The following is a 23,598-nucleotide window of genomic DNA, read 5'->3' as shown; positions in this document are numbered from 1 at the left end:
TCATTGCCGTAATGCTTAGAATAACTACATTGTTTTCCTGACAGCCGGGCCTGAGATGAAACTACTTATTGTTGAAGATGAACATAAAACGAGAGAATACTTATCTAAAGGTTTAAGTGAGTCCGGGTTTATTGTTGATGCGATCGAAAATGGCATTACAGGCCTGCATATGGCGATAACTGAAAACTATGATTTAATTATTCTTGATGTGATGTTGCCAGATATTAACGGTTGGGAAATTGCTAAAAATTTACGTAATACAGGAAAAAATACGCCCATCCTCATGCTTACAGCCTTAGGTAATGTTGAACATCGAGTCAAAGGGCTAGAGTTAGGTGCTGACGATTATCTTATTAAACCATTTGATTTTTCTGAGCTACTTGCCCGAGTAAGAACTTTATTACGTAGAGGCAACAACAGCATCCAGAAAACACAATTTACCATTGCTAATTTACATGTTGATCTAATCAAACGACGTGTGACGCGTGAAAACGACAAGATCATACTAACCAGTAAAGAATTTTCATTATTGGAATTTTTTATTCTTCACCAAGGCGAAGTGCTCTCTCGTTCTCTTATCGCCTCAAAAGTTTGGGATATGAATTTTGATAGTGATACCAATGTGATTGATGTGGCAGTTAAAAGATTAAGAGCTAAAATAGACCAACACTATGAACCTAAGTTAATCCATACTATCAGAGGAATGGGCTATTTACTTGAGATCCCTGAAAATGATTAAGTTGTTTCGATCTCCTGTCTCTATTTCAATTCGCCTTATTGTTTTGATCAGTATTACTCTCTCCCTCGCCTTACTATTATTTAGCTCGATCATGATCAACTCGGTTATGTTGCATTTTAAGCAGCAAGATGAATATACACTTAACCAGTTGAATTTAACGATCCGAAGCTTATTAAATGACAATACAGATCCACAAAGTGAGCAATACGCACGAATTAAAGCCATTATTAATGAGCATCAAGATATTAGTATTTATCTCATTGATAATGAAGGAAATACATTAGCATCTCCCAATGCAACAGATAAACTTATTACGCACTTAAAAAATTATGACCCTGATAAAAATAACCAAGACGTAGAGCTTAGAGATTATCGCCTATCAGAAAGTCTTATTCAGGTGGGTCCTCCTTCAGAACCTAAACAATATCGGTTGGTTACTGCATTATCATTAAATTTTCATCATGATTATCTGAGTTCATTAATAAATAATTTAATTGTCAGCGCTATTATATTGTGCTTATTTACTATTCTTGTCGTTTATTTCCTTGTAATTAAAGGATTAAAACCCCTTAAAGATGTGAGCGATGAAATCAAAAATGTCACTTCCGAAAACTTAAGTGTGCGTTTAGACCCTGATTCTGTACCTAATGAATTAAAACAATTAACAAAATCATTTAATCAGATGTTAGTCAAAATTGAAGATGTTTTCGTAAGACAAACGAATTTCTCAGCAGATATAGCTCATGAAATGCGTACACCTATCACTAATTTAATGACTGAAACCCAAATATCTTTGAGTAAAAATCGCAGTAAAGAAGAACTCGTTGAAGTGTTATATTCTAATTTAGAAGAATATAACCGTCTATCACGAATGATCTCTGATATGCTTTTTCTTGCTCAAGCAGATGATAATAGGCTTATCCCTGAGAAAAAAGTTATTAATATTAAAACTGAAATAGAGCTCATATTTGATTATTTTGAATATCTCGCGGAAGAGAATGAAATAAAGCTTAAGCTAATTGGTGATACAGACCCTATTATGGCCGATAAAGATATGTTAAGAAGAGCAATTACTAACTTAATATCAAATGCTATCCGCTATACCCCAAAGGGGGATTCTGTCAGTATTAATATTTCGAATGTAAAAAATGGTATTGAATTAATTATCAGCAATCCCGGCATGAAAATACCAGAAGAACATTTAGCAAAACTCTTTGACAGATTTTATCGAGTAGATAAATCAAGACAAAGAAAAAATGAAGGGAGCGGAATTGGGTTGGCTATCGTCAAATCAATCATATTAGCGCATAAGGGAAGAATCACTGTAACATCAGATGATTTTTCAACACGTTTTACTGTATTTTTACCTAAGGAACCAAATTAAATATCTACCATAAATGGCAATTTTGTCATCTTGTTGTCAGTATTCAGACAGAAATAAAGCCTTATTATAGTTACAAGATAAATTATCTAACTTAATAAGGATTTGTAATGAAAAAAATTATTTTTGCTTTAACACTTGTAACTGTAACAACACATGTAGCAACCGCTCAAACAGAAAAAGAAATACATTATAATGCAGCGAATGCATTAAATTTCACTGAGAATAATACATCGTATTCTAATCAAAAATCGATTAATGACCACTTGAGTAAGGCGGGTATTTCAGTCAACGATAATATCAACTCAACCCAATCATTTCTTCAATTAGATAGACATACTCAAGCTGCTACCGCATTGAATTTTACTCAAAATAGTACCTCCCCAGCAATGCAGAATATGATCAGTAGCCACCAAAACCAATCACCTAACTATAAAAAATCGATGGTAAAAGTTGCAAAACCATTTTCCGATATGAATGAAAATGAAAAAGCCGTCACCATGTTAAACTTTCATAAAAATAGTTCATCTGCTTCTATACAAAGTAAAATAATAGGATATTCAAAAAATAATTAATTATAACTTTAAAACCATATTATTAAATAAATATTAATATGGTTTTAAATTAAAAAAATAAAATTTAGTTATAGACACAACGAATAGATTTTATTTGACCAATTTCATTTTTTATTACTAAATTGATTGAATATTTATTGAACATCAAGAAAAATAAGTTATTATTTCTAAGCAGTTCATTTCAATACTAACTTTAAAAGGTGATTATATGTTTAAAAAATCAATCATATTTGCATTTTTATTATTTCCAACTCTCTCTTTCGCTACTCCTATTCTTCCTTTCCCACCAGAGCCACCTATCCTAGATATAGACGTAAACGTAGCCTATAACGGAGATGATGATGATGATGTTTGGCTGAACATCAAATAAAATTCAGAAGACATCAAACAAAGCTTAAGGTAAATTCCCTTCATAATATATAGCCTTATATCCTTTTAATATACTACATTAGGAAACACAGGCCTATATGCTGTTAAAATCAATGGTAAAGTGGAATTGTATTTTAATATATTCCACTTTACTATCCTACCCCATAAAACCCTAATCTTATGATAATTAATTTTAAAACAAAACATTGCCTAGCAAATTATTAATTAATTATCTCAAATAATTCATTATTAATAAATCATTTAAAATATGCACAAAAAAAATAAATAATGTTATTTTATATTAACAGTGGAATAAATTTAATTTCACTCTTAGATGAAAATATTAATTACTTATTCAAAATCATGAATTACAATTTCCTTGCAGTTCACTTCAATTTAAACTTTTAATCGAGGATTTTATATGTATAAAGCATCTATTGTCATAGTATCTTTATTATTCCCAATTCTAGCATCTGCAACTTCTTTCCAAGAAAAACATTCTGACAATACTTCGACTTATTCTACTATTTATGAACAAAACCATGGAGGAAATGGAGGGAATGGCGGCCATGGTGGTAATGGAGGAAATGGTGGTAATGGAGGGAATGGCGGCCATGGTGGTAACGGCGGTAATGGCGGCAACGGTAGATAATATATCTCGTCACTAAATATTTCCCTCCTCACTCGATGAGGGGGGAACAGAGGAATTTATCATGTATAAAAATTACATTTCACTTGGCGTCTTATTAATTAGTTCTATTTCATTTTCAGCATACTCTCACTCCTTATTTAATACCCCATCTAATTGTTTATTAAAAAATGAACTCAATATAAATGAAATTAATAATAAAGTATGTTCGATACTCCATGGCCAATATTACTATTCTAAAATGTTTAGCTTTGTAAGTTATGGACAAAACGGAAATTCGGGTCACGCTGGAAATGATAGTCAAGGTGGCCATGGTGGTAACGGTGGTCATGGTGGTCATGGTGGACACGGTGGTGATGGCCAAAATGGAGGGAATGGCGGAACAGGATCAAATAACGGTAATGGTAGCAATGGCGGAAACGCAGAAAAAGGCAGTAATGGCAATGGAGGAAATGGCGGTAATGGCAGTGTAACTGGAGGTGATGGCGGAAATGGCGGTGATGGAGATGGTGGTGGTAGTGGTGGGAACGGCGGGAATGGAACTGTAAATGGCAATGGGGGAAATGGGGGACATGGTGGAACTAATGGCGGTAACGGAGGTAATGGGGGCAACGGCTCTGGTAGTGGTAATGGTGGCAATGGGGGCAATGGTAGCCAAGGAGGAAAAGGAGGACGCGGTGGACCTGATGGCGGTAGAGATGGGCACGATGGTATTAGCATTAGCTCAATGTGACAAATAAATCCGTTAGAAGTGAATAAGTGATGTGGCAATATGAAACCATATAATTATCTTTATAAAAGATGGTATTACCAATAAAAACGGAAGCTTTCGCTTCCGTTTTTCGTACACTTGCAATTTTTATTGCTTAGGTGCTAATTTCATTAAAAATGCGCGTAATTGTGCAAAGTCAGATGGTAAAAAGTGTGAGAGGAGTGGTAGTTCCGCACGCTCTGCTAACTCTTTCGGTAAAGGTATTGCCTTATTAAGAATTTCTTCAACACTTTCTTTAAACTTAGCTGGGTGTGCCGTGCCTAAAAACAGCCCGTATTCACCTTCTTGCAACTGGTCACGAAGCACACGATAAGCAACCGCAGCATGTGGCTCAGATAAATACCCTTTTTTATCTAATTCACGTACTGTCTCTTTAGTCACGTCGTCACTCACCGCTCCATGGCCTAATTCATCAAGGGACCAACCTTTACGGCGGAATAATTCTTCAATACGAGGCCAGTTGTTTGGCTGGCTAACATCCATGGCGTTCGATAATGTTGCCACAGTTTGCTTTGGTTTCCATTGTCCATCAACAAGGTAACGCGGCACAGTGTCATTTACGTTAGTTGCTGCAATAAAGCGTTTAACCGGTAGGCCCATTGATTTAGCTAATAAACCTGCCGTAAGGTCACCAAAATTACCACTCGGAACCGAGATCACTAATTGATCACGTTTTTCTGCTGGGATCTGCGCGACGGCTTCGAAGTAATAACAAATTTGAGCTAACAAACGACTGATATTGATCGAGTTCGCCGAGTTTAAATACAACGCCTTTTTCAGCTCTTCATCATCAAATGATTGTTTTACTAATGCCTGGCATGCATCGAAGTCATCTTTAATCGCAACCGTATGAATATTTTCACCCAGCGTGCAGAAGAGTTTCTCTTGCAGCGGGCTAATTTTTCCTTCTGGATAGAGAATAACAACTTGCACGTTCTTAAGACGATAGAATGCGTGTGCAACCGCGGCTCCTGTATCCCCAGAAGTGGCAGTCAAAATGGTCACCGGCTGCTCACCAGCTACTTGGCCCAATGCCTGAGCCATAAATCTGCCACCGAAGTCTTTAAATGCGAGTGTTGGCCCATGATATAACTCCAACGTTGCTACATCATCTTCAACCTTAGAAACTGGCGCAGGAAAAGCAAACGCGGTTTTAACACGTGCAGCTAATTCTTCTTGTGGAATTTCATCACCAATAAAGGCACTTAAAATTCGGCTGCTACGTGTGACGAAATCTAATTTTAATAATTCGTCGATTTCAGCCGCTGTAAACTCAGGTAAGTCTTGAGGAAAAAATAAACCTTGTTGCTTACCTAACCCCTGCTTAACCGCTTGTGCAAAACTTACTTGTTCATTGTTATCTTTTAAATTATACAGTTTCATTATTTACCCTATTGTCCTTGCCCCGGCCAGATCCAAACGGCAGATATGCACAAAGCCTTCATCATTCTGAATATAATGTTGTTGCAAGTAGCTCGCCATTTTTTCAGCGATATGTTTCTCATCGCAAATAGCAAACAATGTTGGCCCTGAGCCAGAGATACCACAAGCCAATGCACCGATTTCTTTTGCATTTTGACGTGCTGCCGCAAAACCGGGTAATAATTGTGTACGATAAGGTTCTGCGACAACATCTTGGATCATCGTTGCGGCAAGTAACGGCTGGTTTGTATGGCATGCATGAATAAACCCTGATAAGTATCGACCATGGTTTACTATATCGTGGCGTGGGTAGCTATCAGGCAGGATCGCTCGCGCTTCTGCTGTCGATACCTTAATTCCAGGGTAAGCCATAACCCAATACCAATTTTCAAATGCAGGTACAGGCTGAGAAATAATGCCATTTTGTTCGATAATCAGCTGCAAACCACCTAAAAAACACGGTGCGACGTTATCATAGTGCACACTTCCTGAAATACGCCCTTCGAGCTCCCCCATCATGCCAAGCAGTTGAGTATCATCGAATGGTTTCTCTGCAAATTCGTTAAGCGCCATCAGTGCAGCGACAACAGAACAGGCGCTAGAACCGAGCCCTGAACCAATTGGCATATTTTTTTCAAGCGTCATCGCGACATTTAATGGCCTACCAAGGCGCTCACAAAACAACTGCCAGCACTGGTAAACAATATTGTGTTCATTTTTTTTCGGCAGCTTAGCAACGAATTTTCCTTGATTCGTCAGGGAAAAAGTATCCGCAGCTTCAATTGTTACACAATCACCTAATAGTGAACCGTCAGCAGGAGAAACAGCTGCCCCAAGGACATCAAACCCGACGCTCACATTACCAATTGAAGCCGGTGCATAAACTTTAATCACTTATTAAACTCCCAATTTCCATGAAAGGGTACGCAGCATATCCGCAAATACACCAGCAGCAGTAACATCATTACCTGCGCCATAACCTCTTAATACTAAAGGAATTGGTTGGTAATAGCGTGTATAGAAAGCCAGTGCATTTTCACCATTTTTAACCTTGAAGAGTGGGTCATTACCATCAACAGCGACGATTTTCACTTGGCAGCGCCCTTCTTCAATCAGCCCAACATAGCGTAACACTTTTTCTTCCGCTTCTGCGGCTTTTATACGCTGTGCAAATTGCTCGTCCAGTTGTGGCAAACGTGCCATAAACTCAGAAACAGGGCCACTGCTATCAAAGTCCGAAGGTAAAACAGGTTCAATTTCAATATCTTGCAATTCTAAATGATAACCCGCTTCACGCGCTAAAATTAATAATTTACGCGCAACATCCATACCTGATAAATCATCACGAGGATCTGGTTCTGTGAAACCTTTTTCTTTCGCAAGTGTTGTGGCTTCTGATAAAGACATACCTTCGTCTAATTTACCAAAAATGAATGATAAAGATCCTGATAAAATTCCGCTAAAGTGAACCAGTTCATCCCCTGCATTTAGTAAGTTTTGTAGGTTTTCAATAACTGGCAACCCTGCACCTACGTTAGTGTCATAGAGGAATTTACGTTTCGAGGTTTCACTTGCCGCACGTAATTGATGGTAGTAATCCATCGATAATGTATTGGCTTTTTTATTCGGTGTAACCACATTAAAGCCGTCTTTCAAGAAATTGACATACTGCTCTGCGATTTCCTGATTTGATGTGCAATCAATAATGACAGGGTTCAAGAAATGGTATTCACGTTCTAAGCGAATTAAACGGCTTAAACTAAATGGCTCTTTCGCTTCCGCTAGCTCCGCTTTCCAGTTATCTAAATCAATCCCTTGCATATCCGTTAACATTGCGCGTGAATTTGCAATACCACATACACGCAGATCAATATGCTTTTGTTTTAACCATTGTTGCTGGCGGTGAATTTGTTCAATTAATGCATTACCAACACCACCCACACCGATGATAAAGGCTTCGATAACTTGCTCTGCATTAAATAGCATTTGGTGACATAAGCGTACCGCTGTTGTGGCAGACTCATTGGCAATAACGGCAGAAATAGAACGTTCAGAAGACCCCTGTGCGATAGCGACAATGTTGATGTTACCGCGAGTTAAAGCCGAGAAGAAACGCGCCGAAATGCCCTTCAAAGTGCGCATTCCATCCCCCACAACTGAAATAATCGCTAACTGCTCCATCACATCCAGTGGATCAAGTACGCCATCTTTCAGCTCTAAGTAAAATTCTTCTTCCAGTGCAGCGCGAGCTCTCACTAACTCATTTTGCGGAACACAAAAACTAATACTGTATTCCGATGAAGACTGTGTGATCAGAACGACAGAGATCCCTTTGCGAGACATGACGGAGAAAATGCGAGCAGCCATCCCCACCATCCCCTTCATTCCGGGGCCGGATACGTTGATCATCGCCATGTTATTCAGGTTGGTGATTCCTTTCACTGGCGTGCTCTCATCGGTTTGCCCATCACCAATTAAAGTACCTGGAGCGCTTAAATTAGTGGTATTTTTTATCAGGCAAGGGATTTGGAATTGAGCAATTGGGGCGATGGTACGAGGGTGAAGAACTTTGGCTCCGAAGTAGGATAACTCCATGGCCTCTTGGTATGACATGCCTTTTAACAAACGCGCATCAGGCACCAAACGCGGGTCACAAGTATAGACCCCATCAACATCAGTCCAAATTTCACAACAATCAGCACGTAAGCAGGCCGCTAAAACCGCAGCAGAATAATCAGACCCATTACGGCCTAATACTACTAATTCACCTTTTTCATTACCCGCTGTGAAACCTGCCATTAAGACAAAATGATCTTTCGGTATATTTAAATCGGCAATACGTTTAGTTGACTCATTTATATCAACCGTAGATTCAAGATAATGACCTTTCGCAAGTAAACTCTCAACTGGGTTAATAACCGTCACATTATGGCCGCGTGCTTTTAGCACTGATTCCATAATGGCGATAGAGAGCTTTTCACCACGGCAGATAATTGATGCGTTAATGCTGTCCGGACATTGCCCGAGAAGAGTAATACCATGCAGTACTTGTTTGATTTGTGCGAATTCTTGTTCTGTCAGTTTTTTTAACCGATCATATTCAAAACCAGGTTGTTTTTCTTTTAATCCTTTTAAAAGGTTAGCAAAAATCATTTCAGCATCATTAACATGCGTGATGACATCTTGTCCTGCAACCGTTTTTTCAATCATAGCAACCAGATGGTTTGTGATTTTTGCTGGTGCAGATAGCACCAAAGCCACTTGTCCATCTGCTAGTTTACTTTCAGCGATGTCAGCAACATTCAGTACTCGTTCGTCATTTGCAACCGAAGTACCGCCAAATTTAAGCACACGCATGGTATTTCTCTCCTGAATTAACACCAAAAAAAAGCCCGCATCGGTTAAGTATGCGGGCTTTTTCATTTTTATTTTTTGGATGCGTCAGCCCGCCCCGTTTCCTGTGGTTACGGTGGTGGTGGTAATAATAATAGTCAGGCTGATATTACGCATAGATTCTGTCTGTCTCTTAGATTCTTTAAGTTTCTCTCTATACGGTTAAAGCAATTGGTATATTTTGTCAAATTTATTTGCAAAACATCCCTTTTATCTCCCTTTTTTTATTCGATAAATTATCTGCCAGCACGAAAAACTCATTCACAAAAAGACACTCATTACATCAAATGCAGTGTTAAAAACCAAGATAACAAAGATTTAAAGATTAATAATTTTTTACTCAATGAAAAACCAAAATGACTATTAAATAGGCAATAGAGATAGCCTTCAGTAATTTCCTGTGAAGAGAATCAAGATGAGAAGATGAGCAACAACGACCAGCTTAATTGATGCATTTAGCAGCTATATTTCTTATCATTTACCCCCATGTTCATCAATATATGAGCGCCAATATCAACAGATTACACAGGTGCGTATTAATACTTAGTCTCATGACTTTTTCATTCGTTTAAATTACAAACAGATGCTATGGAATTGTTAAAAAATAGTCACATCAAAATAAAATAAGTATTTTTCCTAATTAAATGAAACAAAAAATTACAGACTAAATATTTACATCCTGTTATCTCTAACAAGATAAATTTTTCACCTTTTTTTGTAGCAAAATAACATTTCAAAATTGGAGGTAGGTCACAAATTAAACATTATTTATGATGGTATATTTAACCCATTGAAGACTATATTCATTAATACCCAGCCGAAGCCCCCTTGGGCATCAACTATTCCCCTTTTTTAGACGCTATCTGATTCCTAAACACTGCATTAATTTATATAATTATCTACCTAACAATTTTTGTTAACGTGCTACAATTGATTTTGATATGTATCAACAAAAGTTAGTTTTTTAGGTGGTAAATGCAGTATTAGCTGTTATATTGCTGTTAACAGTACAATATTGGGAAAGTGCTTATATTTTGGCTTGTTGTTAAAGTCTTTTGCCCAAGATGGTAACATAATGGCACTATTGAATTTCAAAACAAATTTATACTCATAAACGTGTTTTTCCAGAGAAAAATATCAATAACCACCTAACTGGAAACGGCTTGTGAGTTCAGTATTTTTATTTTAATACTTTAGGTAGCAACTATGCAGACCCCACACATTTTGATTGTTGAAGATGAAATTGTCACACGCAATACGCTTAAAAGCATATTTGAAGCGGAAGGCTATGTGGTTCATGAGGCAACTGATGGCGAAGAGATGAATAATGTTCTCTCTGAGCATGACATCAATTTAGTCATCATGGATATTAATTTACCAGGTAAAAACGGTTTACTACTTGCTCGCGAACTTCGTGAACAAGAAAGCATTGCGTTAATGTTCTTAACAGGACGTGATAACGAAGTCGATAAAATCCTTGGCCTTGAAATTGGTGCTGATGACTATATCACTAAACCATTTAACCCACGTGAACTGACTATTCGTGCGCGCAACCTACTGTCTCGTACTATGAATTTAGCGGGTGGTACGGAAGAACGTCGTTTAGTGGAAAGCTATAAGTTTAATGGTTGGGAATTAGACATCAACAGCCGTTCATTAGTCAGCCCTGCTGGTGAACACTACAAATTACCACGTAGTGAATTCCGTGCGATGCTACATTTCTGTGAAAACCCAGGAAAAATTCAGACTCGCGCAGACCTGCTGAAGAAAATGACAGGCCGTGAATTGAAACCACATGATAGAACTGTTGACGTAACGATCCGTCGTATTCGTAAACATTTTGAATCAACACCTGATACGCCAGAAATCATTGCAACCATCCACGGTGAAGGCTATCGCTTTTGCGGTGATTTAGACGAATAATCAATTTTGAATTGATATTCAAAAAACCGGCTAAATAGCCGGTTTTTTATCATCTAAATTAATCACCAAGGCATAATCGGTACTGCACTTAACGCATTTTTTGGTGAGCCGTCGATCATCTTATCTGAATAAGTCAAATAAATTAATGCATTACGTTTTGGATCGTAAAAGCGTACAACCTGTAATTTTTTGAAGACTAAAGACGTTCGTTTTTGAAAGACAACTTGCCCTTTCGTCGGTTTGCGTTTGACACGGTCATTTAACTCGATCGGCCCAACTTGCTGACATGAAATGGCAGCATCAGAGGTGTCTTCTGCTAAACCTAAACCCCCTTTGATCCCCCCTGTTTTTGAACGACTTAAATAACAAGTCACATTGTCAACATCAGGGTCATCAAATGCTTCAACAACAATTTTATGATCAGGGCCGAAAATTTTAAAAACAGTATCGACTGAACCGATTTCTTCAGCAAATGTGATGCTCGGCAACGCTGATAATAATGCTGCAAGTACGATATTTTTTAATCTGGAACGACGCATACTGAATTTCCTATTCAACTAAAAATCGATAAAACCTCGTAGTGGCACAAGATTTATTATTCACTTTCTTAACTAATTATCAAATACAACTCATTTACTATAAACGAAAAAGATAACTTGATATAGAATAGCAATTCATTGATAGATTATATCTGTTCTATAAGTCGCATTGGCTGGGGATATACATGGATCAAACTAATATTATTCGCGACTTGCTTCGCTGGATAGATGACAATCTGGATAAACCACTCTCGCTAGATAATGTTGCCGCAAAAGCGGGCTACTCTAAGTGGCATTTACAAAGAATGTTCAAAGAGGTGACAGACCAAGCGATTGGGGCTTATATTCGAGCTAGAAGGCTTTCTCGGGCAGCGGTTGCATTGCGGCTAACAAGCCGACCAATTCTTGATATTGCTCTGCAGTATCGATTTGATTCGCAACAAACTTTTACTCGAGCCTTTAAAAAGCAATTTAACCTAACTCCAGCGTTTTATCGTCGGAGTGAAGAATGGTGCGCTGCAGGTATTTGTCCACCGATTATTTTAGATAATCACACCAATATTGAACATGAATTCCTACAAATGCCAGCACAAGAGCTGGTTGGCTTGGAACAAAGTTGCTCTTATGCGCTAGAAGAGTGGTCGACCGCTTGTTCCCAAATGCGCCAAACATTTTGGCACTACTATTTGGATAATACGACGACTATTGCGTCTGAAGTTTTTGGCTTGCACCATGCCATTCATAATCCAGAAAAAGAAGATGAACAAACGGTATTCTATACCACTGCGGTAAAACCTGAGGATGCGAGTTTTAACACTGACCAGTACACGAGTTTAACGCTACCAAGTGGCCATTATGTTAAATTTTCGTTCAATGGGACGCCAACTCGAGATGCATTACAAGAGTTTTTGTACCAAATTTATGGCGTATATTTACCTAAGCTGAATTTAACGCGTCGACCAGGTTATGATATCGAACATTATCGATTAAAAAACATCGATTTACGTCATATCACCCCAGAAAATGATGACCCCAAGACACACATCGATACCTTTGATTATTATGTACCAATCAAAACAGATTCGACCGCAACCCCCTAAAGCAGAGGAGTTTCAGTTTGTTGAAACTCCTTTTTCTAAATAGTTAACCTTGTTGCTCATCGAGAGCTGGCTGCGATAAGTGTGTAACCTCACCGGCTGTTTCAACTATCCAACCATTCGCAAGCCATGGGCTGTTTTGGTAATCAACACGAGATAGTGAACAATTACGTAAACGTAAGCGGCGTTCTGAATAGGCAGGAACCCCCATAATACGGCTAATTAACGTACTTAACGCAATGCCGTGACTAACAATCAGTGGGCGACTCCCTTCAGGCAAATCTAAACAACTATTTAGTGCTGCAAACATGCGTGTATACAGCTCCTCCATCGATTCACCCTCTGGAATTCGTCCTCCACGAGTGCCATCAATTAAGCTTTTACGCCACTGTTCTTCCTCTGGCGTTAACGACTCTATTGCTCTTTGCTCAAGAACGCCCATATTTAGTTCACGTAGACGCGGTTCTGTGGTAATTTCACACCCGCATACACTTGCAATTATTTGTGCAGTTTCCAGTGTGCGTCCCATATCACTAGTGATAATATGGGTAATGCCTTCTGACTTTATCCTCTCAGCCACCTGCCTTGCTTGCAGTCGTCCAGTGGCGGTCAGAGGGCTATCGGATTGTCCCTGGATGCGACGAGCTAAATTCCATTCAGTTTCGCCATGGCGAACAAGATAAACCTGTAACATAGATGTGTTCCGTTATTACTTTTCGAAGTATGTGTTCAAAGGAAAATAATTAATGTACCAAGTTATAGCTGCAACGACTAATCCTGCCAAAATTAAAGCGATCCATCTTGCTTTCGATGCTGTTTTTGGGGCTGGCAGTTATCAAATTGAAGATATTAATGTCGATAGCAGTGTTCCACAGCAACCTATCGGTAATAATGAAACCCGTACTGGGGCTAGACAACGCGTTATGGCCTCTAGGCAAGTTCGCCCCGAAGCGGATTTTTGGGTTGGCATTGAAGCGGGTATCGAAGACGATATGACATTTGCTTGGATAGTGATTGAACATAAGCAAATACGCGGTGAGTCTCGCTCTGCCAGTATTATGATCCCAGAAAAAATTCTGGCGGGTATTCGTGAAGGCCGCGAACTCGGTGATGAAATGGCCTTTTTAACAGGCATCGATAATATCAAACAACAAGGTGGTGCCATTGGTTTTTTCACTGATGGGGTATTAACTCGCACTAGTGTTTACCAACAAGCCTTGATATTGGCCTTAGTTCCCATTAAGCATGAAATTTATAAAGAGCTAAACCAAGTAGAAGATTAATTATACTTAAAATAATTAAAATTGCATGTGCGATTAAACACCACTCTTTTCACACTAAAGTATGGGAAACCATACTTTTTTTATGCCTATTTATCTAAAATATAAATACCCTTTATATTCTAAATAGCTCGGATTGTGGGAAAAAAGCGGCAAAAGAGCAGCAGCATACACAAGTATGCGATTCGGGTAACCGAATGCAGCCAACAACGCCACAGCGCAAAATATGACGCATATTTATATGCTAAATAGTTCGGATTGTAGGTAGGCGGCAAGCGAATAAGACCCTAGGAGCATACACAAGTATGTGACTAGGGCAAATGAGTGAAGCCAACACCCCTACAATTTGAAATACAATAAATACCAATACGCTAAATAGTTTGGGTTGTGGCTAGGCGGCAAGTGAGGTTATCCCGATGAGCATACACAAGTATGCGATTCGGATAACCGAATGCAGCCAACAACGCCACAGCGCAAAATATGACGCGTATTTTAGAGAAGTTGCTGCTCTAACCACTCCTTCACAGAAATAGGAGCTGATTTCAAACTATTCGAACCCCGAGTAATAGTTGCTATTCCCACTCCTAGCTCATTTTTCAGTTCTCTTTGGCTCATTTCACCGCGCATCAGTTCTTGTACAATTTTAACGCGAGTCGCTAACGCTGTACGCTCATCTGGTGTGAGTAATAACTGAAGAACTGGCAGATGAATATCTTGTTCAAATGCCAATTGTAATAAATTCACAAAGCGCAGCCAGTCAGCGTTCTCATCGGCAGTCAGCGCCGGGTCATGTTGTTGATTTGCTGTCATCGTTTATCCACCCATACTATTTAACTAGTACAAATAATAACACACTCTTATTAGAAATCATCAACCAAACGCGTCTCAAGCTTCAATAACACAAAAAGCAACCAAATTTCATTTAATTACTGCATTAATACGCTAAATAGTTTGAGTTGTGACTAGGCGACCAGCGAGGATAGCTCGGGGAGCATACACCTGTATGCAACTAAAGCTAACATACGAAGCCCCTATAAATCGAAATATAAAAAATATGAATACTCAAAATAGTTCGGATTGTAGGTAGGCGGCAAGTGATGCTAAGCCCTAGGAGCATACACAAGTATGTGACTAGGGTTAGCAAACGTAGCCAACACCCCTACAATTCGAAATATGAAGAGTATTTTTAGTATTTCATATTCCATTCATTCGAAAGCAACACCTTACTATTCTTCTGCCCCATAAAATGTCGATAAAATAAATCATACGATAGAACATTTTTCACATAACCGCGGGTTTCTGAGAACGGGATGCTTTCAACAAACGCGACCGCATCAATACGCCCACCACTGTTACCTAACCAACGAGTCACACGGGATGGGCCTGCATTATAAGCCGCACTGGCTAAAATGCGGTTATTACCAAACTGCTGATAAACATCTTCCAAATATGCTGTTCCCAGCTCAATATTGGTCGTAGGATTAGTTAATTGACTAGCATTTACGTAGTTAATACCTTGTTTTTGCGCGGTATGTTTTGCTGTTGCTGGCATCAATTGCATCAAACCTGTCGCTCCGACAGGTGAGCGAGCTTGTGGATTCCACGCACTTTCTTGGCGAGCGATTGCCATTGCATAGCTCTTTTGAATATCTTTCGATTTGGTATATAAATTGAATTCTTTATCCCACGCTAATGGGAAACGTTCTTCTAGGTGATCCCAAAGTTTAGCAGTGATAGTCGCCTGCACGCTGAGATCAGCCCATTTATTATCAAACGCATAACGCGCTAATTGCTCTTGCTGGTTGGCAGGTAGCGATGCCACTAAACTCACCCATTCAGAACGAGCAAGGTTGTCTAGCTCCCAATACATTAACTCTCTAACACGCTGAACTTCTGGGAGTTGACTGACGCTTGAGTCTGGTTTAACAGCCGTTTTAACATATACAGGGTAATCTACTTCTAAGACTTGTGCTGCAACCATTGGGTAGAAACCGCGTTTTTCAGTTAATTGGCGAAGTAACGTCTCACCTTCTGCTTTTTTACCTGCATCAATTAACGTGATGGCCTGCCAATATTGCCATTCTTCTTTATTTTTCACTTCCGCTGGCAAGCGATTTAACCATGAAGCGACACCTTTCTTATCGCCAGCCCCTAATGCTAAACGAACACGACGCTCTTTCAATGACGATGAATTGCTTTCTTGAATGGTCTCATCACGCCATTGGGCCTGTTCAGGGGTCACATCACCCATATATTGCCAAGCAATACTGTCTTTAAGTAACTGCTTTTCTGCCATATTCATTTTTTGTGCAGAACTTATGCTATTAAGTACTGTACGAGCCGCATCAGGAGATTGGCGCGCATAACGGCTAAAGGCCGCGATGGTGGCTTGGCGAGTAAAATCCGTTGGCGTCATCGTTTTAGCGAATGTCACGACTGAGGCTGGGTCATTTTGTAATTTCACTAGCGCATCACCAATCGTTTTATAACTGGTTGGTAAGCGTTTTGCTAAATAACTCGCAATCGATGTATTGCCCTCTTTTATGGCTAAATTAATACGCTCAAGGGTCATCTCAGGGGTTAAATAACCCGCTTTTTCCCATTCGTTAAATAATTTATCACAAGCACTCGGCATTGAACGGCCATTTAACCAAGCTTTTTCTGCCCCTTGCCAAGCAACTTGTTTATTTCCCACAGCCCAATTAGCAAAATAAAAATTACATTGGGCTTCGGCAGGTTTTGGCGCCTCAGGGCTAAATTCAAGCAGCGATTTCCACTCTTGGCGGCGAGCTAGTTCGTTGACAAAGCGTGTTTTGAGATTTTTAGCGACAGGCAAGGTTGGGTAGGTATTAATAAACTCCTGAACTTGTCGTGGCGAGATAATATCCAAGTCTTGAGTTAACTCACGATAAGCGAGATAAGGGTAAAGTGGATAATCATGCAAGGTCGGCAGCAAGCGCTCGACTTCATCCATTTTATTGGCATCCCATGCAACCTTAATTGCCTGATAACGCTCCCGTTGTGCCTGTAAGGAATCCGCCCATACTGCGCTGGAAACCAGCAACATTGTCACAGGTACTGCCGCTAACCAACCTTTCATATTCACTCGCTCCATCGCTAAACTAAAGTCAAAATACAGGAAAGACCTTAACCTATATATACCCCAAATAATTCGAGTTGCAGGCAAGCGACAAGCGAAGATAGACAGGGGCATAGATAAACTATGCGACTCGGCTAGCTGAGCGTAGTCACTTATACCTCAACGAAAAGCGCTGCGACTTGAAGGATTATAGGTATATTAAACATATATCAATAATGTTAATGCTACCGAAAGTTTTTATTTAGTAACAGCAGAGAGTTCTTGAATTTTTCGACTTTACAGTCTTTTACTTTATATTTATTAGGTTTTTACTCTCGAGTTAACGCAGATAGCCTAGACCATCACATACGCAATCAGGTATAGTTCATACCAAAATATTTATTGTTGTTTATCCAATCGCAGTAGGTCATGTATTCCTACTGCATAGAAACAGAAAATTAAAATTCCCTTTATAAATCAAAAGGTAAATAAATTGGCTCAATACGTTTATAGTATGTATCGGGTTGGAAAAATTGTTCCACCGAAACGTCATATTTTAAAAAATATCTCTCTGAGCTTCTTTCCGGGGGCTAAGATCGGTGTTTTAGGTCTTAATGGTGCAGGTAAATCAACATTACTGCGTATTATGGCAGGTATTGATACCGATATCGAAGGCGAAGCACGTCCACAACCTGGTTTGAAAATCGGCTATCTTCCGCAAGAACCTAAGTTAAATCTTGAACATACTGTCCGTGAAGCCGTTGAAGAAGCGGTTAGCGAAGTCAAAAATGCATTAACTCGTTTAGATGAAGTTTATGCAGCTTACGCGGAAGAAGGTGCAGATTTCGATAAACTCGCGAAAGAGCAAGGCGAGTTAGAAGCGATTATTTCCGCACAAGATGGCCATAATTTAGATAACCAATTAGAGCGTGCGGCGGATGCACTGCGCCTACCCGCTTGGGATGCTAAAATCGAAAACCTCTCTGGGGGTGAACGCCGTCGTGTGGCAATTTGCCGCTTACTACTCGAAAAACCCGATATGCTACTGCTCGATGAGCCAACCAACCACTTAGATGCTGAGTCTGTTGCTTGGTTAGAGCGTTTCTTACACGATTACGAAGGGACTGTTGTGGCTATCACGCATGACCGTTACTTCTTAGATAACGTTGCGGGTTGGATCCTCGAACTTGACCGTGGTGAAGGTATTCCTTGGGAAGGTAACTACTCTTCTTGGCTTGAGCAAAAAGATGAGCGTTTGGCGCAAGAAGCCTCTACAGAAGCCGCTCGTCGTAAATCTATCGAGAAAGAGCTTGAGTGGATCCGCCAAAATCCAAAAGGCCGTCAGGCTAAAGGTAAGGCGCGTTTGGCTCGCTTTGAAGAGCTCAATAGCGTTGAATATCAAAAACGTAATGAAACCAGCGAGCTATTTATTCCACCTGGGCCGCGTTTAGGGGATAAAGTTATCGAGGTTGAAAACCTAAGTAAATCTTATGGTGATCGCGTTCTGATTGATAACCTGAATTTCTCAATCCCGAAAGGGGCAATTGTGGGAATTATCGGCCCTAACGGTGCAGGTAAATCAACGCTGTTCCGTATGATTTCAGGCCAAGAGCAACCGGACTCCGGCTCAATCACGTTAGGTGATACCGTGAAAATTGCCTCTGTTGACCAGTTCCGAGATGCGATGGACGACAGCAAAACTGTCTGGGAAGAAATTTCTAACGGCCAAGACATCATGCGTATTGGTAACTTTGAAATTCCAAGCCGCGCTTATGTGGGTCGCTTTAACTTTAAAGGCGTTGACCAAGGTAAACGTGTGGGTGAGTTATCTGGTGGTGAACGTGGCCGTTTACATTTAGCCAAACTACTGCAAGTGGGCGGTAACGTCCTGTTACTCGATGAACCAACCAACGACCTCGACGTTGAAACTTTACGTGCGCTGGAAAACGCCCTGTTAGAGTTCCCGGGCTGTGCCATGGTTATTTCCCATGACCGTTGGTTCCTTGACCGTATTGCAACCCATATTATTGATTACCAAGACGAAGGTAATATTACGTTCTTCGAAGGTAACTTCTCTGAATATGAAGATTACAAAAAACGGACGTTAGGCGCGGAAGCGTTGCAGCCACATCGTATGAAGTATAAGCGTATGACCAAATAATCCCTGTCATAATTTAGAATTATAGCGGTGTTGGCTGCTTTCGTGAGCCCTAGTCACATACTGGTGTATGCTCCTAGGGACTCACTCTCTTGCCGCCTACCTATAATTCAAATTATTTAAGGGATCGATATCATATAGATAGAATCAAAACGGCATCGTCATTAGATGCCGTTGAGGTTGCTGACAAAGCGGGATAAAAGCGTGGTTTTTCCCGCTTTGTGTTATCAGCCGAAAATCAATAAATTGATTTTCCTAGTTTATTTTCAAAACCTATTCGACTTGCCGCCAAACATAATATGTTTGTCAGTAGTCTGAACGGCATCATTAGATGCCGTTTTTTATTGGGTGACTTTATTTATAAGTCATCCAACATCAGTAACTGCTGAACAAGGGTGACGCACTCCAAGAAACGTGTGTCATAATCTGAGGATTCTACACGCACAAATTCAATATTGTTTTTCTTAAGCATTTCAATAAGTAAGCCTTGGAACGCTTTCCGGTCTTTATCACTCCCCAAGCTTCTTAAACCATCTGCCACCCAAGGGGTATTATTCTCTAAAACTATGACTAAATCGAATCGGTATTCGTCTATCAATGCCTGAACAAATGGATGCTCTTTACCTTCATAACGCAAACAAAAGGCTTGAGTCGTGACAAAGTCAGTATCAATAAATGCCACTTTATTAGCATATTTCACTGCGAAATCAATATATTGCGCGTGTCCTAATGCGATTTTGTCGTAGTCAGAATATTGCAATGCCATCTCATCACCACCTAAGTGGCTAAACACATAGTCTCGGCCATATTCCCATGCACTGGATGTATTGAAAATATTGGCTAACTTATTGACTAACGTCGATTTACCACTTGACTCACCACCAAGAATGGCGACTTTACGCACAAAGAAGGGTTTCACTTCTGTTGGAATATATTCCCAATAACGAAATGGCGCTTGGCGAATTTGGTTACCACTGATATTCATAAATGTGCGCTCAGGGTCAATCAAGATGGTTTCGATACCTAAATATTTTTTATACCGCGGCACGTCATTCACTTCCCCTGAATAGATAAAACTTGGATTAATATTATGCTTTTTCAAAAAGCCTTTCATTCCATCACTCCACACTTCCCAACCGTGTGGATATGGCTCTATGCCATTTTCATCAAATGAGTGAATATGAATATTCTTTTGATATTTAAAAGTTTGTAATAACCAGCGTAAACGGTCGCTTACTGTGGGTTGTTGAGACATAGAACTGTTAACAAACAAGTCTTTATCACGGGGTTCATCATGGCAGAGAATGACGTGGAGCTCATCGACTTGGCTACATGCCCGTTGAATCAAATAAATATGCCCAGTATGTAATGGATAAAATTTGCCAAACACCACGCCAATCGTTTTTTGCTGAATAGGGTACTCAAGGCCTAGAAAACGATGCAATGCCGCGATTTTTTGTGCGCTGGGGCTTTTAATTTTGTCGTTAATCAACTGGCTGAGATAGCCTTTGGTCATATCTGTCGCATCCGCAACTTGCTGGAGCGTGTAACCCGCTCGTTTGATTGCGTTTTTAAGATAGTCAAATTCAGCCATGTATTTTCCTTTTACCCTAGATTAAAAGCTTATAGTTCATCCAAAATACTTAATGCGTCCGCTAACTTTTTCACGCCATACACTTTCATATCTGGCGGTGATTTCTTTGGCATATTCGCATGGGGCACAATAGCACGCTTAAAACCATGTTTTGCTGCTTCAGAGATACGTTCCTGACCACTTGGAACTGGGCGAATTTCCCCTGCAAGCCCCACCTCACCAAAGACCACCAGATCTCTAGGTAATGGGCGGTCGCGAAAACTCGAAACCAAAGAAAGTAATAGTGCTAAATCCGCACTGGTTTCAGTTACTTTTACCCCACCCACGACGTTGACAAAAACGTCTTGATCTGACATTTGCAAGCCACCATGACGGTGTAATACTGCCAATAAAATGGCCAAACGGTTTTGTTCAAGCCCGACCGCAACACGCCGTGGGTTAGACATCATCGAATGGTCTACTAGCGCTTGGATCTCCACCAGCAGCGGCCTTGTCCCTTCCCATACTACCATCACGGAGCTACCTGAGGTAATTTCGTCACCACGACTTAGGAAAATTGCAGAAGGATTACTGACCTCTTTAAGCCCTTGTTCTGTCATGGCAAATACGCCTAACTCATTGACTGCCCCAAAGCGGTTTTTATGGCTACGTAAGGTACGAAAGCGGTTATCCGCATCGCCATCTAGCATGATAGAACAGTCAATACAGTGTTCGAGGACTTTAGGTCCTGCTAATGAGCCATCTTTAGTGACGTGGCCAACCATAATAATGGCAACGCCACGGGTTTTCGCAAAACGGGTAAGGTAAGCCGCGGTTTCCCTGACTTGTGCCACACTGCCCGGAGAGGATTGAATATCTGCCATATGCATCACTTGGATGGAGTCAATCACCATCAGTTTGGGTTGTTCTTGCTCTGCGGTTAAGCAAATTTGCTCAATACTGGTTTCTGACAGCATATTGAGTGAGTCAGTCGGTAGCCCTAAACGGTGTGCTCGCATCGCCACTTGTTGAAGTGATTCTTCCCCTGTGACGTACAGGGTTTTCATTTCACGTGACAATAAGCACATGGTTTGCAGCAATAAGGTACTTTTACCGGCTCCCGGGTTCCCCCCAATGAGGATGGCACTGCCCGGTACGACTCCCCCACCGAGCACGCGATCAAACTCTTTAAACCCTGTAGTAAAACGAGGCAATTCTTCGAGGCTAATTTCAGATAGCTTCTGAACCTTACTTACCCCAGCCGCATTCCCTGCATACCCCGTTAAGCGGTCAGTACGTGATGAAGAGCTTGTTGAGGCCAGACGCATTTCCGTAATCGTATTCCATGCATGGCAAGCACTACACTGCCCTTGCCAACGCGGATAGTCCGCCCCGCAATCATTACAGACAAACGCCCTTTTAACCCCTTTTGCCACAGCAAACTCCTCTTAAAATTATTCTGTATTACAACCGACGAACCACAGCACTCAAAATGATCTTAAAATTTTGAATACTAATTTGGCTTAATCTTCAAAATGGATGGTGTTGTAGCAAGGCGGCAAGTAAAGCTAAGCCCTAGGAGCATACGCAAGTATGTGACTAGGGTTAGCGAGCGCGGCCAACACAGCTACAGCGCAATCCATGACGAATATTAGCGTTCTTCGTGTTTGAGGCCACCACTCAACACACACATCACCCCCATCAGATCTGCATGACGAATCGCAACCTTCGCCCTTGCATATACCTTTGGTTTCGCATGATACGCAATACCCAGCCCTGCTTTACGGATCATTTTCAGGTCATTTGCCCCGTCACCAATGGCAACAGTTTGCTCAATGGGAATTTCCAGTTTTTCCGCCAGTTTGATCAAGGTTTGCGCTTTATATTTAGCATCTACAATTGGGCCTTTGACTTTGCCTGTTAACTTACCGTTTTTCACTTCTAGCTGGTTAGCAACTGCAGCTACCAATTTTAGCCGTTGGCGTAAATTATCCGCAAAGAAAGTAAAACCGCCGGAGGCTATCGCAATGTGCCAATTCATCGCTTGTAACTTACGCACAAGGTTCGTTAAACCTGGCATTAAAGGTAATGTTTCCATCACTTGGTCAAGAATAGCGGCGTCGGCACCTTCAAGTAAGCTAACGCGTGCTCGTAAACTTTCCGTAAAATCGAGTTCCCCTAGCATAGCTCGCTCGGTCACTTCAGCAACCTGCTCCCCTACCCCTGCTAAGCGAGCAATTTCATCGATACATTCAATTTGAATCGCTGTCGAGTCCATATCCATCAGTAATAGACCCGGTGAGCGCAAACGTGGAATTTGCCCTAATGGCACGACATCTAATAAACATTCGTCAGCGAGTTTTTTAATTCGAGGTGTAATACTCCCAGCGATTCTAACCACTTGGTAGTCATCAATACGCCACGAAGAGACAATTACGATAGCGATCCCTAATCGCTGTTGGAAATTACTGATCCGCGCTTTATCTAAGCCGCGGCCATATAGTAACCACCCACTGTCCCCAGCACGATAATCCAATGGCATCACTTCTTCACCACTTAATGACAATGGCAACCCTGGCCATTTTTGGATTTCGTCGGGTAGATAACAATAGGTCAAGCTCGTTGACATGAAAATTAGCTCCTGTAATC

At 40.5% G+C, this 23,598-nt stretch carries 21 protein-coding genes and 1 other annotated feature; of the genes, 10 read left to right on the top strand and 11 right to left on the bottom strand.

Annotated elements, in window-relative coordinates; genetic code table 11:
* The first annotated feature begins 55 nt into the window (after window positions 1-55).
* From M1F26_RS03040 to M1F26_RS03015, 6 genes are all read left to right on the top strand, one after another.
* A complete protein-coding gene (locus M1F26_RS03040; protein WP_140172070.1) occupies window positions 56-739 on the top strand; it encodes a heavy metal response regulator transcription factor in 684 nt (227 codons plus the stop codon).
* Window positions 732-2,123, top strand: a complete 1,392-nt coding sequence (locus M1F26_RS03035; protein ID WP_140172069.1) for a Cu(+)/Ag(+) sensor histidine kinase — start codon at window positions 732-734, stop codon at window positions 2,121-2,123. The genes M1F26_RS03040 and M1F26_RS03035 overlap by 8 nt, the downstream gene beginning before the upstream one ends.
* Window positions 2,124-2,230: 107 nt before the next feature.
* The gene (locus M1F26_RS03030) at window positions 2,231-2,695 is read left to right on the top strand and encodes a hypothetical protein (protein ID WP_094961922.1); all 465 of its coding nucleotides are present in this window, start codon (window positions 2,231-2,233) and stop codon (window positions 2,693-2,695) included.
* A gap of 208 nt (window positions 2,696-2,903) precedes the next feature.
* Entirely contained in the window at window positions 2,904-3,065 is a 162-nt protein-coding gene (locus M1F26_RS03025) for a hypothetical protein (protein ID WP_180359517.1), read from the top strand.
* Between the two features lie 420 nt (window positions 3,066-3,485).
* On the top strand, window positions 3,486-3,716 hold the full coding sequence (locus tag M1F26_RS03020; protein WP_036958562.1) for a hypothetical protein: 231 nt from the start codon (window positions 3,486-3,488) through the stop codon (window positions 3,714-3,716).
* A gap of 61 nt (window positions 3,717-3,777) precedes the next feature.
* Window positions 3,778-4,446: a hypothetical protein gene (locus tag M1F26_RS03015; RefSeq protein ID WP_140172068.1), complete on the top strand. Its 669-nt coding sequence runs from the start codon at window positions 3,778-3,780 to the stop codon at window positions 4,444-4,446.
* A gap of 126 nt (window positions 4,447-4,572) precedes the next feature.
* On the opposite strand, the gene thrC is transcribed toward M1F26_RS03015, so the two are convergent.
* The 4 genes from thrC to thrL all read right to left on the bottom strand — a co-directional run bounded on the left by thrC (window position 4,573) and on the right by thrL (window position 9,417).
* Window positions 4,573-5,868: a threonine synthase gene (gene thrC, locus M1F26_RS03010; protein ID WP_004905677.1), complete on the bottom strand. Its 1,296-nt coding sequence runs from the start codon at window positions 5,866-5,868 to the stop codon at window positions 4,573-4,575.
* A gap of 3 nt (window positions 5,869-5,871) precedes the next feature.
* The gene (gene thrB, locus M1F26_RS03005) at window positions 5,872-6,801 is read right to left on the bottom strand and encodes a homoserine kinase (RefSeq protein ID WP_004905678.1); all 930 of its coding nucleotides are present in this window, start codon (window positions 6,799-6,801) and stop codon (window positions 5,872-5,874) included.
* Between the two features lie 3 nt (window positions 6,802-6,804).
* Window positions 6,805-9,264 (bottom strand): bifunctional aspartate kinase/homoserine dehydrogenase I, encoded by a 2,460-nt coding sequence (gene thrA, locus M1F26_RS03000; RefSeq protein WP_096864560.1) that lies wholly within the window; start codon window positions 9,262-9,264, stop codon window positions 6,805-6,807.
* A 24-nt stretch (window positions 9,265-9,288) separates the two neighbouring features.
* Window positions 9,289-9,410: a sequence feature (Thr leader region), on the bottom strand.
* A complete protein-coding gene (gene thrL, locus M1F26_RS19980; RefSeq protein WP_071548816.1) occupies window positions 9,349-9,417 on the bottom strand; it encodes a thr operon leader peptide in 69 nt (22 codons plus the stop codon). (Overlaps the previous feature by 62 nt.)
* Window positions 9,418-10,506: 1,089 nt before the next feature.
* On the opposite strand from thrL, the gene arcA reads away from it, so the two are divergent.
* Complete coding sequence (gene arcA, locus M1F26_RS02995; protein ID WP_004905684.1) at window positions 10,507-11,223, top strand: two-component system response regulator ArcA; 717 nt, start codon at window positions 10,507-10,509, stop codon at window positions 11,221-11,223.
* A gap of 62 nt (window positions 11,224-11,285) precedes the next feature.
* Here arcA and creA read toward each other — a convergent pair whose 3' ends face one another.
* The gene (gene creA, locus M1F26_RS02990; protein WP_004905686.1) at window positions 11,286-11,762 is read right to left on the bottom strand and encodes a protein CreA; all 477 of its coding nucleotides are present in this window, start codon (window positions 11,760-11,762) and stop codon (window positions 11,286-11,288) included.
* Between the two features lie 185 nt (window positions 11,763-11,947).
* On the opposite strand from creA, the gene robA reads away from it, so the two are divergent.
* On the top strand, window positions 11,948-12,862 hold the full coding sequence (gene robA, locus M1F26_RS02985; protein WP_140172067.1) for an MDR efflux pump AcrAB transcriptional activator RobA: 915 nt from the start codon (window positions 11,948-11,950) through the stop codon (window positions 12,860-12,862).
* 43 nt (window positions 12,863-12,905) lie between these two features.
* On the opposite strand, the gene gpmB is transcribed toward robA, so the two are convergent.
* A complete protein-coding gene (gene gpmB / locus M1F26_RS02980; RefSeq protein WP_102138956.1) occupies window positions 12,906-13,553 on the bottom strand; it encodes a 2,3-diphosphoglycerate-dependent phosphoglycerate mutase GpmB in 648 nt (215 codons plus the stop codon).
* Between the two features lie 52 nt (window positions 13,554-13,605).
* On the opposite strand from gpmB, the gene yjjX reads away from it, so the two are divergent.
* Window positions 13,606-14,142: an inosine/xanthosine triphosphatase gene (gene yjjX, locus M1F26_RS02975; RefSeq protein WP_004914743.1), complete on the top strand. Its 537-nt coding sequence runs from the start codon at window positions 13,606-13,608 to the stop codon at window positions 14,140-14,142.
* 489 nt (window positions 14,143-14,631) lie between these two features.
* Here the strand turns inward: yjjX and trpR are convergent, their stop codons facing one another.
* Window positions 14,632-14,949 carry a trp operon repressor gene (trpR, locus tag M1F26_RS02970; RefSeq protein WP_004905694.1) on the bottom strand — a complete coding sequence of 106 codons (318 nt, stop codon included), beginning with the start codon at window positions 14,947-14,949 and terminating at the stop codon, window positions 14,632-14,634.
* A gap of 376 nt (window positions 14,950-15,325) precedes the next feature.
* Window positions 15,326-17,239, bottom strand: a complete 1,914-nt coding sequence (gene sltY, locus M1F26_RS02965) for a murein transglycosylase (RefSeq protein WP_180359516.1) — start codon at window positions 17,237-17,239, stop codon at window positions 15,326-15,328.
* A 472-nt stretch (window positions 17,240-17,711) separates the two neighbouring features.
* On the opposite strand from sltY, the gene ettA reads away from it, so the two are divergent.
* Window positions 17,712-19,379, top strand: a complete 1,668-nt coding sequence (gene ettA, locus M1F26_RS02960) for an energy-dependent translational throttle protein EttA (RefSeq protein WP_004914750.1) — start codon at window positions 17,712-17,714, stop codon at window positions 19,377-19,379.
* Window positions 19,380-19,734: 355 nt separating this feature from the next.
* Here the strand turns inward: ettA and nadR are convergent, their stop codons facing one another.
* The 3 genes from nadR to serB all read right to left on the bottom strand — a co-directional run bounded on the left by nadR (window position 19,735) and on the right by serB (window position 23,578).
* Window positions 19,735-20,970 (bottom strand): multifunctional transcriptional regulator/nicotinamide-nucleotide adenylyltransferase/ribosylnicotinamide kinase NadR, encoded by a 1,236-nt coding sequence (gene nadR, locus M1F26_RS02955; RefSeq protein WP_094962742.1) that lies wholly within the window; start codon window positions 20,968-20,970, stop codon window positions 19,735-19,737.
* 29 nt (window positions 20,971-20,999) lie between these two features.
* The gene (gene radA, locus M1F26_RS02950) at window positions 21,000-22,385 is read right to left on the bottom strand and encodes a DNA repair protein RadA (RefSeq protein WP_140172066.1); all 1,386 of its coding nucleotides are present in this window, start codon (window positions 22,383-22,385) and stop codon (window positions 21,000-21,002) included.
* 215 nt (window positions 22,386-22,600) lie between these two features.
* Window positions 22,601-23,578, bottom strand: a complete 978-nt coding sequence (serB, locus tag M1F26_RS02945) for a phosphoserine phosphatase (RefSeq protein ID WP_094962739.1) — start codon at window positions 23,576-23,578, stop codon at window positions 22,601-22,603.
* Between the last annotated feature and the right edge of the window lie 20 nt (window positions 23,579-23,598).

Source organism: Providencia sp. PROV048, from assembly GCF_033688165.1.
Lineage (GTDB): Bacteria > Pseudomonadota > Gammaproteobacteria > Enterobacterales > Enterobacteriaceae > Providencia > Providencia hangzhouensis.
Note: the sequence above shows the minus strand (reverse complement) of the source record. Positions and strands in the feature narration are given on the sequence as shown.